Raw genomic sequence first — 15,154 nt, forward strand, 5'->3', positions numbered from 1 at the left:
ACAGGCGCCTCAATCCGGCAACGGCTCCCGTCTGCACTTCATCAGTTTCGAGAAATACCCCCTGACCCAAGACGATCTGCGCAAGGCGCTGGCCGCCTGGCCTGAACTTGGCCACTTGAGTCAGGATCTTGTCGCCCAATGGCCGCTGCCGGTCTCCGGTTGCCACCGCCTGCATTTTGCGGGTGGCCGCATTCGCCTCGACCTCTGGTTTGGCGACATCAAGGATATGCTGCCGCAGGTGCCTCATCGGGCAGAAGGTCTGGTGGATGCCTGGTATCTGGATGGTTTCTCCCCGGCCAAGAACCCGGAGATGTGGACACAGGAGCTGTTTGATGGTCTCGCTCGCCTCGCCCGTCCCGATTGCTCCATCGCCACCTTTACCTGTGCCGGCTTTGTCCGTCGCGGCCTGATTGCCGCCGGTTTTGCCATGAAGAAGGTGAAGGGCCACGGTAGCAAGCGGGAGATGCTGGTGGGGGATCGCACCGACAAGCAGCCGCAGCAGACCATCGCCCCCTGGTATGCCCGTCCTGCCGGACGCGCTGGCGAGGTGGTGATCATCGGCGGCGGCATCGCCTCGGCCATGACGGCGCTCTCTCTGGTGGAGCGGGGTCGCAAGGTGACGTTGCTGTGTGCAGATGGCGAACCGGCCACCGGCGCCTCAGGCAACCGCCAGGGAGCCCTCTATCCGCTGCTCAACGGCGAGCACGATGCCCTGTCACGCTTCTATTCGCTCGCCTTTGGCTATGCCCGCCAACGGCTGCTGGCGTTGGCCGAACGCCATCCTATCGCTTTCGAATTATGCGGAGTGACACAGCTCGGTTATGACGACAAATCGGCAGCCAAGTTGGTGAAAATGAGCCAGGGCCCCTTCCCGTCCGAACTGATGCATCCCCTCTCTACAGCAGAGGTAGAGCAGGTGGTTGGCCTGCCCTGTGGCCACAGCGGCGTCAGCTATCCGCTGGGAGGCTGGCTCTGTCCGGCCGATCTCACCCGAGCCGCTATCAAAGAAGCACAAGCCAGCGGCCTGCTTGAGGTGGTGTTCAACACCGAGGTGGTTGCCATTGCCGAGCAGACAGATGCTTGGCACATAGAGAGCCAGGACGGCCACCACTGGCAGGCCCCCAATCTGGTGGTCGCTGCCGGTCACCAGTTGCCAGCACTGCTCCCCTTTACCGAGCTGCCGCTCTATCCGGTGCGCGGTCAGGTGAGCCATGTGCCGACCTCGGCCAGCTTGCGTCAGCTCGAGACCGTGCTCTGCTACGATGGCTACCTCACACCTATGCACAACGATCAACACTGCATCGGTGCCAGCTATGGCCGCAACCAGAGCAGCCTTGAGTTTCGTGCCGAGGAGCAAATCCAGAATCAGGTGCGGTTGCAAGCCTGCCTGCCGGAGCAAACCTGGCCCGCCGAAGTGGATGTGAGCGGCAACGAGGCGCGCGTAGGGGTGCGTTGTGCCAGTCGGGATCACCTTCCGGTGGTGGGGCCAGTGGCCAGATTGCAAGGTCTGGCGGATCACTATGCGCAGTTGCAGCATGATCAGCACAACGCCCAGCCGCTCCCCCTTCACCCCGGCCTCTATGTGCTGGGGGCGCTCGGTTCTCGGGGTCTCTGCTCGGCGCCGCTTTGTGGCGAGCTGCTTGCCAGCGAGATCTGCGGTGATCCGCTGCCGCTGGCCGCCGATCTGCTGGAAGCGCTCCACCCAGCCCGTTACTGGGTGCGCAAACTGCTCAAAGGCAAGGCGCTGGTCTAAACCGGACTCTGCAAGCAAATAGAATGGCCGCCCATCGGGCGGCCATTCTATTTATCAAATCGTGCGATGCTGGATATTGCGTCTTGAGATAGCGCTCACTTGGGCCAGTGCACCCCGAGCTGTTCGCCGTAACCTGTCTGACGCTGGAATCCGTCGAGCCGTCCCTTGACCTTGCTCAGCTCGCCACTACCTGCTGCCCACGCGGCATAGCGCAGTGTCTGACAATCTGCATGACCGGGTAATCCCACAATCGCACCGCCCACCTGATTGGCCCCTTGCAGCACCATCTCCTTGAAGCGGGATTCGTAGTCAAACATGCTGGAGAGCAGCCGCCCCCAACGCTGGCGGGCAGGATCGTTACTGTTAGCACTCTGACGCCAGCGGGGCAGCAACACAGTGGCGTTGGTGGTCACCGTCACCCGGTTGAGCTGGCAGCGCCCTGGCAACTGCTCGGTATCCAGCTGCCAGTCCACCTTATAACTCGCCTTGCCGAGTACGGGCTTGCCATTCACCTTGGGAGCACTCTGGGCAATCGCCCGGGCAAGCTGCTCCGGACTGGTTGCATTGACCTCATAAAAACGGACATTGATGCGGGACTCTGGCACCACTTGCGGCCGGCTCGGCTGAGCCAGACTCATCAGGGGCAACAGCAACAACCCGACCCCCACTACTCCATAAACCTTGCTGACCATGCCAGACTACCTTCCTTGATTGCACGGGCGGAGTACCAACCTTGGTGAACCCCACCGCCACACAGATGACGGGTATAGCCTATGTGTGACGACGAGGCGGCGCAACACAATGATGCGCCCAGAAATCAGAGCACGCTCACAGGTTGCGTGAGCAGAGTATGGCACAAGGCCAAAACTGTATTTTTATTGAGCATGATGGCTGATGCGCTGCCAGTCGAGGTGATAGTTTTTCACATTGATGTCATGACCATCTATCTGAATAAAATGATCATTTTTAAGGCGGTTGGCAAAAAAGTCCTGATCTGCCCCCTCATTGAGCCACAGCTCGCAAAGTCCCCGTTTTCCCTCTCTGGCATAGAATCTCGGGGTGACCAGCAGCGCAACCCCATCTACCCGGATGGCATGACGGGCCAGACAGTTTGCTTCGGTGGTTTTGGATGCCAGCGCGGCAAAACGGGGTCTGTTACCCTCGGCAAACACCAGTACACCGTAAGAGTGAGGAGCCATGAGACGCCGCATGGCGACCGCCTGATGAGGACCGGTTTGATGAAAACCGTCATTGGTTACCGCAAACACGCAAGTAGGTGAAAATAGCATCGCAAGCAGGAAAATAGAGCGTTTAATGCCTGAAAAATCACCAACCACCATATAAAAGCCTCAAAAGACAACCAAGGCTGGCAAGGGTAGGTAGCCAAACCCGCTGAGTAAAGTACCTTTACCTTTCTTTAATTCTGTTCATGGGGTTAAACGTTGATTTAGCTCACACAACATCCTGTTTCCAGTCGCCACTCTACCCCTATCGGAATAGACTCCCTCCACTCTCATCCAATCAGAAGGCAACATATGCTGGAACTCATCGTTGGCACCCTGGTCACCCTGGTGGTGGGCCGTGCCATTTTCAAAGGATACTCCGCGACCGGGGTGCTGCTGAGCGGCGGCTTGCTGCTGCTGGTCATCACCGCCATGATGGGCAAGCCGGTACTGCCGAGCAAGGTAGTCAGCACCGGCTATATCGCAACCGATATCTTCGAATACGTCCGCTTCCTGCTCAATGACCGTGGCGGTGGACTGGGGATGCTGATCATGGTGCTGTGCGGCTTCGCCGGCTACATGAGCCACATCGGCGCCAACACCATTCTGGTCAAGCTGGCCAGCAAACCGCTCGGCATCATCAAGTCCCCCTATATCCTGCTGGTGGCTGCCTATCTGGTGGCCTGCGCCATGTCGCTGGCGGTCAGCTCCGCTACCGGCCTCGGCGTGCTGTTGATGGCAACCCTGTTTCCGCTGATGGTCAACATGGGGATCTCCCGTGGCGCGGCTGCAGCCGTGTGCGCCTCGCCAGCCGCCATTATTCTGGCACCGACCTCAGGGGACGTGGTGATGGCCGCCCAGGCCGCCAACATGCCGCTGCTGGACTTTGCCTTCAAGCTGACCCTGCCCATCTCGCTGGTGGCGATCGCCTGTATGGCGGTGACCCACTTCTTCTGGCAGCGCTACCTTGATCAAAAATCCGGTGAGCACAACGAGCCGGTCGCCCCGGGTGACCTGGTGACGACTGCGCCTGCCTTCTACGCCATCCTGCCCTTTACCCCCATCATCGGGGTGCTGGTATTTGACGGCAAATGGGGTCCGCAGCTGGATATCGTCACCATCATCGTCATGTGCATGGTGCTGGCCAGCCTGCTGGAGCTCGTGCGGATCCGCAATGGCAAGGAGCTGCTGGACGGTCTGCAGGTCTGCTGGCGCAACATGGCTGACGCCTTTGCCGGTGTGGTCATGCTGCTGGTCGGTGCCGGTGTCTTCGCCCAGGGTCTGATGACCATAGGCTTTATCGATACCCTGCTGGCTCACGCGCAGGATCTCGGTTCGGGTGGCCTGATCATGATGCTGTCACTGGTGGTGATCACCACCCTGGCCGCCTTCACCACCGGCTCGGGCAATGCCCCCTTCTACGCCTTCGTGGAGCTGATCCCCAACCTGGCCAGCAGCCTTGGCATCAACCCGGCCTATCTGGTGATCCCGATGCTGCAAGCCTCCAACCTGGGTCGTACCATTTCGCCGGTCTCCGGGGTGGTGGTCGCCTGTGCCGGGATGGGCAAACTCTCGCCGTTCGAGGTGGTCAAGCGCACCAGTATGCCGGTCGCCGTCGGCCTGCTGGTGGTGATCGTCGCCACCCAGATCATGGTACCCGCCTGATCGCTGACCAGCCCGGCACCCTGCCGGGCTGGTATCCTCCCCCCCCTTTGCAGTAGACTCGGTGCTCATTTTCCCCCTAAGGAGGACCGAGATGAGTATTACGGTTCAACTTGCCCATTTCAGTGATTGCCACTCCCACTTCGATGGCGCGCCCATGAGCTTCTCCCCTGTCGGTGAAGGCCAGTGGCGCACCCAGTGCGGCGGTTATGCCCGGATCCTGACCCGACTGACCCAACTGCGTGCCCAAGCCGCAGCAGCCGGCCAGCGTTTTCTGTTTCTGCACGGTGGCGACTCCTTTCAGGGCTCTCTCTATTTCAACCGCTTCAAAGGGCGCGCCAACGCCGACCTGCTCGCCATGCTGGCCCCCGATGCCATGGTACTTGGCAACCATGAGTTCGATCTGGGCAATGGCCCGTTGGTGGAGTTCTTGCGCCAGCTCGATTTTCCGGTGCTGGCCGCCAATTTGGACAACAGTCAGGAGCCAGCCGACACGCCGCTTGGGCTGTGGGATATTCCCCACCTCTACGACGCCCATCAGCCCTGGCATCGTCAGGTGATCGACGGGGTTCCCTTTGCGCTGCTCGGCATCACCCTCGCCCAGATGGCTGCCATCGCCAACCCGGATCCCCACACCCGTTTCCACGCGGTCGCCGAGACCCTCACCCGGGTGTTGCAGGAGATCAAGCGCGAAGGGATCCACCATATCGTGCTGCTGAGCCACCTCGGGCTGGATCAGGACAAGCTGCTGGCCGAGCGCTTCCCCGAGCTCAGCCTCATCATCGGCGGCCATACCCACAGCCTGCTCGGCGATCTCGCGCCGCTGGGTCTGCCAAGCGAAGGCAGCTATCCGCTGATGAACAACGGGGTGGCTATCCTGCACGCTGGCCACAGCGCCCTCTGCCTCGGTGTCTGCGAGCTCACCTTCGATGAGTCGGGCCGCGTTGTGCAGAGTCAGGGGCAGCTGGAGTGGCTCCCCTGGCAGCCCTGGCCGTTTGCCTCCACGCCACCAGTCGGGCTCACCTTCTGCGAGCCGGATCCACAGCTTGAACAACATCTGGCCAAACGCTATCGGCCGGAGATTGAAACCATGAGCCAGCGCATCGTCACCCGGCTTGCGGCGCCGTTGCCCCATCAGCGGCTGCCGGATGCCACCCTGCCCCACGGCAGCCAGCTCGCCCCGCTGGTGGCCCGCGCCATGCTGACCGCCGCCCGTGAACAGGTCGGCGAGGTGGACTTTGCCCTGCACAATGCTGGCGGCGTGCGCTGCTCACTGGAGCCGGGCCCCCTGAGCGAAGCAGATATCGCCGGTCGCCTGCTGCCGTTTGCCATTCCCCTCACCCTCTATCGGGTGCACGGTCATGAGTTGGCGGAAGCGCTGGAAAATGCCATCGACAACGCCACCAACAACGGCGTGATCGGCAATGGCAACGGCAGCTTCCCCTACACCGCGGGGGTGCGATTCACCTATCAGGCCGATCGGCCCAAGGGTCAGCGTATCACCCGACTGGAGTGGGAAGCCTCCCCCGGCCAGTGGCAAGCGGTCAATGCCGAACAGGTCTATCGCGGAGTGTCGAGCGCCTATACCGCCTCCGGCAAGGAGGGCTACACCGCACTGGCGCGGACCCTGACCCAGCACAATCAGGAGCTCGGCATCACCCTGGCCGACGCCTTTATCCGCTGGGCCCGTCACCTGCCGACACTGGAAGCGCAGCCGCCCCTGCTTGAGTACATCCATTGATGCGGAGGGGGAATGGCTTTGCCACATCTCCCTGACGGCCAATATTGCCGCAGCCAGCGCCCGGTTCCCTCAAGAACCGGGCTTTTTCGAGAATATTTGCCCCACACGGGCCCGCCCCATTGCATCGCACTCACTAGCTCGGCAAGATAGGCCCGCTTTCAAGACCAGCTGCAGGAACAGGCGACTTCATGAATCACTCCATCCGTTTCACTCCCCCTCGCGTCAACCCGGGTATCAAGCCAGCCATTGTGCTGCTGACCGCCTTGCTGGCGCTGCTCTTCTGTCTGCGCAACCCGCTCTTCCACTCCATGGCGCCGGGCTTTGATGCCTCGCTGTTCGCGGTGATGGGCAAGATGTGGAGCGAAGGGGGCGTGCTCTATCGCGACATGATCGACATCAAGGGGCCGATGATCTTCGCTCTCGACGCGCTGGGTTATCGAATGGGGGGATTTGTCGGGATCTGGACACTGGAGTGGGTGCTCTGCTGGCTCGGATTGCTGGCCAGCTGGCAGGCCTTTGCCCAGCTCGGACTCTCGTTCAAGGCGCGCCTTGGCGCCATGCTGGCGGTGCTGGCTCTCTACGGCACCCGTTACTACTACGGCAACATGACCGAGGACTGGACCTTCCACCTCGCCCTCATCGCCCAGTGGGCCTTCATTACCCTGCTGCTGGACAAGGGATTTCGCTGGTGGCCGGCGCTGGTTGCGGCCCTCACCTTCGCCATCGTGGCCTGGATGCGCACCAACAACGGCGCCTTCTGGGGGGCCTGGTATCTGGTGCTGTTCTGCCACTGGTGTCTGCATGAGAAGTGGCGTGACGCCATCTTGCTGCTCATCTCCAGCCTGCTGGGACTGGCGCTGATTGGCGGCCCGCTTTATGCCTACTTCCAGCAGCATGATCTGCTGGCGGCCTTCAAATACTACGCCTTCGACATCTTCTTCGAGGGGAGCTATGGCAACGGCTTCTCCCCCATGGTGGGCGCCGTCGGCCTGCTGCGCACCGGCCTTATCATGCTGCTGCCCGCCTTCATCATTATGATGTTGAGCCGCCGTCAGGAGTGGTATCTGCCCGCCCTGCTGGCGACCCTGTTTGGGGTGCTGTTTACCCTGATCGCCAACTCGGTCTCCGGCCATGTGTTCGATCACTATGACGTGCTCTATCTGCAACTGGCGGTGCTGCCGCTGGCGGTATTGCTGGATCGCAGCGAACAGCAGGCAGATGCCATCGGGCTGCTCTGCATCTCGCTGGTGGTGCTCACCGCCAGCTGGCTGCTGGCCCAGCAGCTCGCCTTTGGCTGGAGCACCAAGGAGTGGTCCCTCGAGCGGGTCAACGAGGTGCTCGGTACCAGCCTGCTGTGGGCGCTGCCGGTGCTGATCCTCATCCCCCTCTGGCGCGCCTGGGATGTGCGCAGTGCCACCCCCTGGCTGGCAACTCTGGCCATGCTGCTGCTGATGATCAACAACGCCTGGGAGGGGACCCTCAAGGGTCGCCCTTTCAATCCGGCCGCGCAGGTACGGGTTGATCGCATCAAGGCCGAGACAGTCCCGAGCGACAAGATCTGGGTCGATGGCATCCAGCCGCAATATTATCTATGGACCGATCGCCAGCCGGCGTCCGCCTATCTCTTCTTTGCCAACGTCAATCCGCCCTATGACGTGCGCGAACGGGTGCTGGCCGATATCCAGCGCCAGAATCCGAAGTTCATCATCGCCAAGCCGGATCGGGTGAGCGAGGAGCTGAAACAACCGAGCTCCCCTTCCCATCTCGCCTTCTATCAATACCTGACCAGCCACTACGAAGAGGTGGATCCGGGTCTCTATCGCCGACGCTGATCGTCAATATGCCCTGCAGGGCGGCCATTGTTGCAATGGCCGCCCTTTTTCTTGCGCCAGAGCCCCTTGCAGCAGCGGACCGCAGTAGGCAAGCCCGCCCGAGATAACTACAATGACGCTCTTTTTGATGTAACGAGCGACACCATGGCGGAACTGACTTATCTGGGCGGCTATCCAGACCCCCTCAAGGCACAGGTACAACAGCTGATTGCGGCGGGCAAGCTGGGGGAGATGCTGGCCAAACGCTATCCGGAGAGCCACCAGATCCAGAGCGACAAGGCGCTGCTCGCCTACACCATGGAGCTGAAGAACCGCTACCTCAAGAGCTCGGCGCCCCTGTCAAAGGTGGTGTTCGATGGCAAGATCAACGTGATCAAGGATGCCCTCGGCCTGCACACCTACGTCAGCCGGGTGCAGGGCAGCAAGCTCAAGGCCAAGAACGAGATCCGCATCGCCGCCCTGTTCAAGGAGGCACCCGCCCCCTTTCTCAAGATGATCGTTGCGCACGAGCTGGCCCATATCAAAGAGAAGGATCACAACAAGAGCTTCTATCAGCTCTGCCAACATATGGAGCCCGACTATCATCAACTGGAGTTTGATCTCAGGCTCTGGCTCACCTGGCGCGATATCGACAAGGCCAACCGCTAGGCTGACAACCGTTTCAGGGAGGAAACATGCCATTTGCCGCCATCCCCTTTGGTGCCACCCGCTTTATTGCCACTTTGGTAATGGCCAGCTTGGGCCGCGCTGACTATCCCCGCTTCACGTTACGCGGGCTGCTGGCCCTGCTGATTCTGCTCGCGGGCCACAGCGCCCGTGCCGATGAGCGCTGGCAGAGCGACAGCTATCTGGTCGAGAGCTTTATGGCCATCGCCATGGAGCGGGAGTATGGCGAAGCCAGGCAGACCCGTTTTGCCCGCTGGCAGCAGCCGATCCGGCTGCAACTTATCAACGAGTCGGGTGACAAGCCGCTGCAGGCCGACGTGGTGAAGGTACAGGCAGCCCATCTGGCCCGCATCACCGGCCACCCCATCAGCATGGTGGCCGCAAAGCCCAACCTCACCCTGATCATGACCGACTACAGCAAGATGAAGAGCTGGGCCAACCGCACCATGGGGGGCGATCCATCGGTCAAGATGGCGCTCAAGGAGGGGCTCTGCCTTGCCAACTTCGCAACCAATGCAAAACACGAGATCAGCCGTGCCACCATCATCATCCCGGTAGACTACAGCAGAGCCAAGGGGCGCTTTCTCGACTGCGTGGTGGAGGAGTTCACTCAGGTGATGGGGCTGCCCAACGATTCGGACAAGGTGTTTCCCTCCATCTTCAATGACAACAGCATCGACAGCTTTTTGACCGGGCTGGACTATGTGCTGCTCAAGATAGCCTATCACCCGGCCATCAAAGCCGGAATGAGCAGTGACGAGATCCGCGCCGCACTGCCCATTGCGCTGGCCGACCTGCGCGCCAAAGGGGAGATCCGCGAAGCCAACCGCCGAGTGCAGCAGCAGAGCCTGAAAAGCTGGGCGGGGTTGTAACGGGCATGGCTCAACCCAGAGCCAGACAAGCCACCGCGAACCTCTCACCACCCACAAAAAACGCAGCCACCTGGCTGCGTTTTTGTTGTCCGAGGATCGGCGGATCATTCGCGGGCATGCACGTTTATCAGCAACCCATTTATCCAACGCCCGTGTTATCCACTGACAGTGCGGGATCAGGATGCGACGTTCTCTTCCGGCATCCAGCTCTCGGCGTTCTCCCACACCTCCTGCACCATGGCTTCGGCCAGCTCTTTGTCTTCCTTGCTGGCACGGCTGACGGTCAGGGCCATGGCACTGCCCGGCGCGACCCGCACATGGATGTCGGGGAATTTTTCGCCAAGCTGCTTGAGCAGCTCCTGACGCAGCGCCTCCATGGTCGAGGTCGGGATCTGATGTTTTCTGTCGATGATGATTTCAAGACGCATAGGAAACTTCTCCATGATTTATAACTGTATTTTTATCCAGTATTCATGGGAAGTAAAGTGCCAACTTGCACCAATCAGAAAAGATCCAGCTGCTGACCACAGATCCGGTCGAATGACTCACCGATAAAGGGCAGGATGGCATCGGCAATGGGCCGCAACTGCTTGTCGATATAGTGTTCGTAATCGATGGCACTGCGCCTGTATTCCAGCGGCTCGGGGCCATTAAGGGTCATCAGATAGGCGATGGCGCCCCGATGCTGATAGCGCTGGGGCAGACCGCGGCGCAGGTTCTCCTCATCGGCCAGCCGCGCTGCCCGCACATGGGGCGGCACATTCTTCTGATACTCTTCGAGCTTCTGGCGCAGCCGTTTGCGGTAGATAAGCAGATCGTCGTGACGACCGGCGCGAGTCTCATCCACCATGGTGCGCACATAGCCGCTGGGATCTTCATCGTGAAACACCAGCTCATAGAGGCGGGTCTGGAATTGCTTGGCCAGCATGGTCCAGTCGGTGCGCACCGATTCGAGCCCCTTGAACACCAGCTGTTCACTCCCCTCGCTGGCCTTGCCAACCAGCCCCGCATAGCGCTTCTTGCTGCCCTTCTCCAGCCCGCGGATGGTGGGCATCAGAAAGCGGCGATAGTGGGTCTCGTACTGGATCTCGAGATAACTCGGCAGGTCGAACTCGCGCCTGATCAGTGCAGCCCAGTTATCGTTGATCATTTGAGCCAGTCGCTGGCCGATCTCGTCCGCCTCATCGGGGCTGGTCTCGCGCCCCAGATGAACAAAGGTGGAGTCGGTATCGCCATAGATCACATCGAACCCCTTCGCCTCAATCCACTCGCGGGTCTGCTGCATGATGCTGTGGCCGCGCAGGGTAATGGATGAGGCAAGGCGCGGATCATAGAAACGGCAGCCCCCCGACCCCAGCACGCCGTAGAAGGAGTTCATGATGATCTTGATGGCCTGGGAGAGTGCCTTGTTGCTGGCGGCCTTGGCTCTGTCCCGCGCCGCCCACAAGGTAGCGATGAGATCCGGCAAGAAGTGCCGCTCGCGGGAGAACATGGCGCCGCGAAAGCCCGGAATAGCGTGCTCGGGATGCTGCAGCCCTTCGATAAGCCCCATGGGGTCGATGCAAAAGGTGCGGATGATGCTGGGATAGAGGCTCTTGAAATCGAGCACCAGCACATGGCGATAGAGACCGGGTTTGGAGTCCATCACATAGCCACCTGGGCTCGCCAGCCCCCCGTCGGCCGGCAGATTGGGGGCCACGTAGCCGCCACGATGGAGCCGCGGCAGATAGAGGTTGGTAAAGGCCGCCACCGAGCCCCCCACCCTGTCCAGCTCCAGGCCGGTGAGGGAAGCACGCTCGATGGCAAACGGGACAAGGTGGCAATAGTCGAAGATCTCCCACACCAGCTTGCAATCTTCCAGGTTGTAGCGAGCGAGCGCCTCCTTGTCGGAGTGGAACAGCTCGGTGATCTTCTCCCCCCTATTGGCCACGTCCTCGATATCCTTGCCACGGCCGAGCAGTTCGCTCGCCACCGCATCCAGACTGTAGCTCGGGAACTGCCAGGTGGCGCTTTTGAGGGTATCGATGCCGTCGAGCACCATGCGCCCGGGAATGATGACGTTGCCGGTTTGGGGATCGCCCCGTGACGAGCGCCAGAAACAGAGCTCGCGCCCCCGCCCAAGCCGCAGCCGCCGCTTGTTAAGCTCGGCGCGGCGCAGCAGCAGGCGAAAGTCAAAATTGACCACGTTCCAGCCAATCACCAGATCAGGGTCATGCAGGCTGAACCAGCTCTCCAGCGCACTCAGCAGGGCGCTCTCGTCCGCCACCCACTGGACCTGGGTTCCCCAGCTCTCGGCATCCGCCTCCGGGGTGCCGATCATGATGACCCGCGCGTCCTGCTCGCTGTAAAGACCGACCGAGAAGAGGGCCCCGTCCATGGCGCACTCCACATCCAGCGACACCCAGGAGAGGGTCGGTGTCACCGCCTGCGGCGCGCAGCGTGCCTCGTTCACCTCCCAGTAGCCCTGCTTGCCCCCCTTTTTTACCGCCCGGCCATCGAAGCGCACACCAGCGGTGATGAAACGCTCCATCAGGAAGCGCTCCGGCAGCCGGATATCCGCCTCGAAGTGCTCCAGACCGCGAATAAGCAGCAGCTCGATGGCGCGGTGAAAGGCGCTCAGGGTAGCGAAATAGCAGCCCACCACGGGGCGACCGTCGAAGGTGTGCATCGGCAGGCGGCGAAACCGCCCGCTCACCCCGGCCCCCTTGAACAGCTCGGCAGCTTCTGCCATATGGCTCTGCGGCAAAAAGAACACCGGCTCCTGCCCCGGCACCACCACCCGCACCGGCCCCTGCGCGCTCCAGAGCCACATCACGATTTCGGTGGTTGCAGGCAGCCCGTTGCGGCCGCGCACGTCCCGACCGTGGCGGGTCAGGATAAAACCGTCGAGGGGCGGAGTGGCGGGTACAGTGGGCTGGGTTGCAGTCATGAAGCGTAAAGGGGCTGTCCGAGAATGGGACTATTGTACGTTCATACAGTGCCAGCTCGCAATCGTCACGCTGGCTGCGAGGCGGGTGTCAAACAGGTAAGCTCGATCCGGTCGTTATTCCCGCCCATCCCGTTCTGACCACTCTTCGCCGACGAAAGGAATCTCTGTGGCAATCTATTCCCTGCTGGATCAGCTGGCTATCCCCTACCAGAGCTTTGACCATCCCCCCGTGTTTACCTGTGAGGAGGCGAGCAAGTTGCTGCCCGACCTGCCCGCCGCCAAGACCAAGAACCTCTTTTTGCGCGACCCGAAAAGCGAGCGGCTGTTTCTGGTGGTGAGTCCGGAGGAGCACCGGGTCGACCTCAAGGCGCTGGCTGCCATGCTCGGGGTCAAGCGGCTGAGCTTTGGCTCCCCTGAGCGACTTGATGCGGTGCTCGGCCTTACCCCGGGCTCGGTGACCCTGCTCGCCATGGTACGCGACAGGGAAAAAGCGGTAGAGCTGGTGGTGGACGAGGCAATCTGGCAGGCCGAACAGATGCAGTGCCATCCGCTGGTCAATACCGCCACCCTGATCATCCGCCTCGACGACGTGCGCCGCCTGCTGGCCCACCTCGGTCGTGAGACCACCGTCATGTGCTTGCCTGCTGCAACCTGCGATTAGCACAACGTCTGGCGGTTGGGTTCACCCTGCCGCCAACACGACCACCGTTCACGCAGCACAATTGACTGACAAGACAATAAAATGCCCCCTTGCGCGCTGATAAATCGAGTCAGCTGTTGCCATCGTGCAAGAAGTCGGAGGTGAGCATATTCAGCCATTTAACCAATTGATAATAGGTTGGATTCATGCTGTGATCGGCCACTGCCAGCGGGCGATACCCCATCGCCTGTTCGTTCACAGGTGACTTCCCAGAGAGCCCCTTGATGCCAAGTTTGTTTTCCTCAGCCCAGTTGTTGAGTCTGGTGCTGTTCGTCACGCTGTCACATGTGGGGGTCGCCACCATTTTCGCCGCCATGTGGTACAGCCATCGCCAGATCAGGGCATTGATCTACTGGTCAGCGGGGGAACTGGTTATCGCGGGGGCTTTTTGCTGCCTGCTGCTGCGCCCCCTTGAGGGGGATGCATCCCTTGCCAATATTCTCTGCACCAACCTGCTGTTGATGTCGACCACCCTGCTATACGAACGGGGGATGCGCCACTTCTTTCGCCGTGAAGCCGATCAACTGGGTTGGCTGCTGCCCGCCGTTACCCTCGGCGGTTTCGTCCTGTTTGCCCTGACCGCCCTGCAGCAATCCCTCTTTGATGTGCACAGCCGGATCATCGTGCTCTCCGGCGTGCTCTCGCTGCAGATTGCGCTGCTTATCTGGCAGCTCTGGCGCTACCAGCGGCTGGCCCCCGTCTATCGGGTGCTGCGCTTTGCCATTCTGCTGCTCGGACTGCAACTGCTGTTGCAACTACTGCGGATCGCCAAACACCTCTGGCAGCCGGAGCAGGCGGCCAACTCCTTCACCGACCCGCTGCTCGGACCTGTGATCCTGCTCAGCCTGCTCTTTACCATCGCCCGCAGTTATCTGCTGCTGAGCCTGGTCCATACCCGCCAGCAGCAAGCCCTGCTGGCCACCCAGCGCACGCTGGAGCGGCGCGCCAATCAGGATGAGCTGACCGGCCTGTTCAGCCGCCACTATTTCGAACGCCAGGTGGCCCTGCGTGCCCGCGAGGTGACGAGCCCCGGCCAGCTACTGCTGATCGATCTGGATAACTTCAAACAGATCAACGACCACCACGGCCACCCCGCCGGTGATGCCATGCTGCGGGCCGTGGGTCGGGTGATCGCCAATACCCTGCCTGCCGAGGGCATGGCCGGTCGGCTTGGCGGCGATGAGCTGGCCCTGCTGCTGATGGCGGACCCGCAGACCCTGCCCGACTACTGCCACGCCTTGCAGGAACAGATCGCCGAGGCGACTCGGGAGCTGGCCGGTGGCCCCATCAGCCTCAGCATCGGCCTCACCTCGCTGCACCCTGACGAGGGGTTTGAAGCGGCCTACCTGCGCGCGGATCGGGCCCTTTACGCAGCCAAACAGGCTGGAAGGCAACGGGCCTGCGTACAGGAGCTCCACCACAACGAGCCGCAACCGCTGCAGCCCTGCGCGCTCCTGTCATGAGCGCAGTGCTCGCTCTGCAGTGCCGACCGGCCAGGCTGACAGATGCCCCGGCTTACCGGCGCTATGTCACCGAATGCGCCGAGGACGGACAGCCGCTCTATCAGGTGGCGCAATTTGACCCGGACGGCTGGCTACAGAGCCTGCTGGATCACGCCAAAGGGCGCAACTTGCCCAGTGGATACCTGCCGACCACCACCTATTTTGCCTTCGATGGCGAGGAGATCATCGCCACCCTGCGTCTTCGTCACGGTGACAATGAGGCAACCCGCCAGTGGCTGGGTCATATCGGTTACGAAACCCGCCCCTCTCGCCG

The 15,154-nt window shown here is 61.3% G+C and carries 13 protein-coding genes and 1 pseudogene; 9 read left to right on the forward strand and 5 right to left on the reverse strand.

The window, feature by feature from the left end:
• Nucleotides 1-1,753, forward strand: a 1,753-nt coding sequence (mnmC, locus tag AACS18_RS11405; RefSeq protein ID WP_108612328.1) for an FAD-dependent 5-carboxymethylaminomethyl-2-thiouridine(34) oxidoreductase MnmC, incomplete at its 5' end; no start/stop codon positions are given.
• Nucleotides 1,754-1,848: 95 nt separating this feature from the next.
• Here the strand turns inward: mnmC and AACS18_RS11410 are convergent.
• Nucleotides 1,849-2,445, reverse strand: a complete 597-nt coding sequence (locus tag AACS18_RS11410; protein WP_108612329.1) for a DUF922 domain-containing protein — start codon at nucleotides 2,443-2,445, stop codon at nucleotides 1,849-1,851.
• Between the two features lie 183 nt (nucleotides 2,446-2,628).
• Nucleotides 2,629-3,093 carry a hypothetical protein gene (locus AACS18_RS11415; RefSeq protein WP_108612330.1) on the reverse strand — a complete coding sequence of 155 codons (465 nt, stop codon included), beginning with the start codon at nucleotides 3,091-3,093 and terminating at the stop codon, nucleotides 2,629-2,631.
• 195 nt (nucleotides 3,094-3,288) lie between these two features.
• Between AACS18_RS11415 and dcuC the strand changes: the two genes are divergently transcribed.
• From dcuC to AACS18_RS11440, 5 genes are all read left to right on the forward strand, one after another.
• Nucleotides 3,289-4,641, forward strand: a complete 1,353-nt coding sequence (gene dcuC / locus AACS18_RS11420; protein WP_005336914.1) for an anaerobic C4-dicarboxylate transporter DcuC — start codon at nucleotides 3,289-3,291, stop codon at nucleotides 4,639-4,641.
• A 91-nt stretch (nucleotides 4,642-4,732) separates the two neighbouring features.
• Nucleotides 4,733-6,379, forward strand: coding sequence for a bifunctional metallophosphatase/5'-nucleotidase (locus AACS18_RS11425; RefSeq protein ID WP_108612331.1), 1,647 nt, complete (start codon nucleotides 4,733-4,735; stop codon nucleotides 6,377-6,379).
• Between the two features lie 188 nt (nucleotides 6,380-6,567).
• On the forward strand, nucleotides 6,568-8,211 hold the full coding sequence (locus tag AACS18_RS11430) for a hypothetical protein (RefSeq protein ID WP_108612332.1): 1,644 nt from the start codon (nucleotides 6,568-6,570) through the stop codon (nucleotides 8,209-8,211).
• Between the two features lie 144 nt (nucleotides 8,212-8,355).
• Nucleotides 8,356-8,859, forward strand: a complete 504-nt coding sequence (locus AACS18_RS11435; protein ID WP_108612333.1) for a M48 family metallopeptidase — start codon at nucleotides 8,356-8,358, stop codon at nucleotides 8,857-8,859.
• Nucleotides 8,860-8,885: 26 nt separating this feature from the next.
• Nucleotides 8,886-9,749, forward strand: a complete 864-nt coding sequence (locus AACS18_RS11440; protein WP_108612334.1) for a DUF2927 domain-containing protein — start codon at nucleotides 8,886-8,888, stop codon at nucleotides 9,747-9,749.
• A 176-nt stretch (nucleotides 9,750-9,925) separates the two neighbouring features.
• Here the strand turns inward: AACS18_RS11440 and AACS18_RS11445 are convergent, their stop codons facing one another.
• Nucleotides 9,926-10,177, reverse strand: a complete 252-nt coding sequence (locus AACS18_RS11445) for a DinI family protein (RefSeq protein ID WP_005333426.1) — start codon at nucleotides 10,175-10,177, stop codon at nucleotides 9,926-9,928.
• Between the two features lie 74 nt (nucleotides 10,178-10,251).
• Nucleotides 10,252-12,678: a DNA polymerase II gene (locus AACS18_RS11450; protein WP_108612335.1), complete on the reverse strand. Its 2,427-nt coding sequence runs from the start codon at nucleotides 12,676-12,678 to the stop codon at nucleotides 10,252-10,254.
• A 166-nt stretch (nucleotides 12,679-12,844) separates the two neighbouring features.
• Between AACS18_RS11450 and AACS18_RS11455 the strand changes: the two genes are divergently transcribed.
• Complete coding sequence (locus AACS18_RS11455) at nucleotides 12,845-13,339, forward strand: prolyl-tRNA synthetase associated domain-containing protein (protein WP_108612336.1); 495 nt, start codon at nucleotides 12,845-12,847, stop codon at nucleotides 13,337-13,339.
• A 109-nt stretch (nucleotides 13,340-13,448) separates the two neighbouring features.
• On the opposite strand, the gene AACS18_RS11460 is transcribed toward AACS18_RS11455, so the two are convergent.
• Nucleotides 13,449-13,577 carry a hypothetical protein gene (locus tag AACS18_RS11460; RefSeq protein ID WP_258228703.1) on the reverse strand — a complete coding sequence of 43 codons (129 nt, stop codon included), beginning with the start codon at nucleotides 13,575-13,577 and terminating at the stop codon, nucleotides 13,449-13,451.
• Between the two features lie 25 nt (nucleotides 13,578-13,602).
• On the opposite strand from AACS18_RS11460, the gene AACS18_RS11465 reads away from it, so the two are divergent.
• Together AACS18_RS11465 and AACS18_RS23400 are read left to right on the forward strand one after the other, a co-directional pair.
• A complete protein-coding gene (locus tag AACS18_RS11465) occupies nucleotides 13,603-14,841 on the forward strand; it encodes a GGDEF domain-containing protein (protein WP_108542379.1) in 1,239 nt (412 codons plus the stop codon).
• Nucleotides 14,838-15,154: pseudogene (locus AACS18_RS23400) on the forward strand (GNAT family N-acetyltransferase); the annotation flags it as partial. The gene AACS18_RS11465 and the pseudogene AACS18_RS23400, both read left to right, overlap by 4 nt.

This window comes from Aeromonas sp. HMWF015 (assembly GCF_963878965.1).
Lineage (GTDB): Bacteria > Pseudomonadota > Gammaproteobacteria > Enterobacterales > Aeromonadaceae > Aeromonas > Aeromonas veronii.

Bases quoted from the DNA above. Each gene is read 5' to 3' on its own strand.
- AACS18_RS11410 (WP_108612329.1), bottom strand. From the start codon at position 2,445: ATGGTCAGCAAGGTTTATGGAGTAGTGGGGGTCGGGTTGTTGCTGTTG.
- AACS18_RS11415 (WP_108612330.1), bottom strand. From the start codon at position 3,093: ATGGTGGTTGGTGATTTTTCAGGCATTAAACGCTCTATTTTCCTGCTT.
- dcuC (WP_005336914.1), top strand. From the start codon at position 3,289: ATGCTGGAACTCATCGTTGGCACCCTGGTCACCCTGGTGGTGGGCCGT.
- AACS18_RS11425 (WP_108612331.1), top strand. From the start codon at position 4,733: ATGAGTATTACGGTTCAACTTGCCCATTTCAGTGATTGCCACTCCCAC.
- AACS18_RS11430 (WP_108612332.1), top strand. From the start codon at position 6,568: ATGAATCACTCCATCCGTTTCACTCCCCCTCGCGTCAACCCGGGTATC.
- AACS18_RS11435 (WP_108612333.1), top strand. From the start codon at position 8,356: ATGGCGGAACTGACTTATCTGGGCGGCTATCCAGACCCCCTCAAGGCA.
- AACS18_RS11440 (WP_108612334.1), top strand. From the start codon at position 8,886: ATGCCATTTGCCGCCATCCCCTTTGGTGCCACCCGCTTTATTGCCACT.
- AACS18_RS11445 (WP_005333426.1), bottom strand. From the start codon at position 10,177: ATGCGTCTTGAAATCATCATCGACAGAAAACATCAGATCCCGACCTCG.
- AACS18_RS11450 (WP_108612335.1), bottom strand. From the start codon at position 12,678: ATGACTGCAACCCAGCCCACTGTACCCGCCACTCCGCCCCTCGACGGT.
- AACS18_RS11465 (WP_108542379.1), top strand. From the start codon at position 13,603: ATGCCAAGTTTGTTTTCCTCAGCCCAGTTGTTGAGTCTGGTGCTGTTC.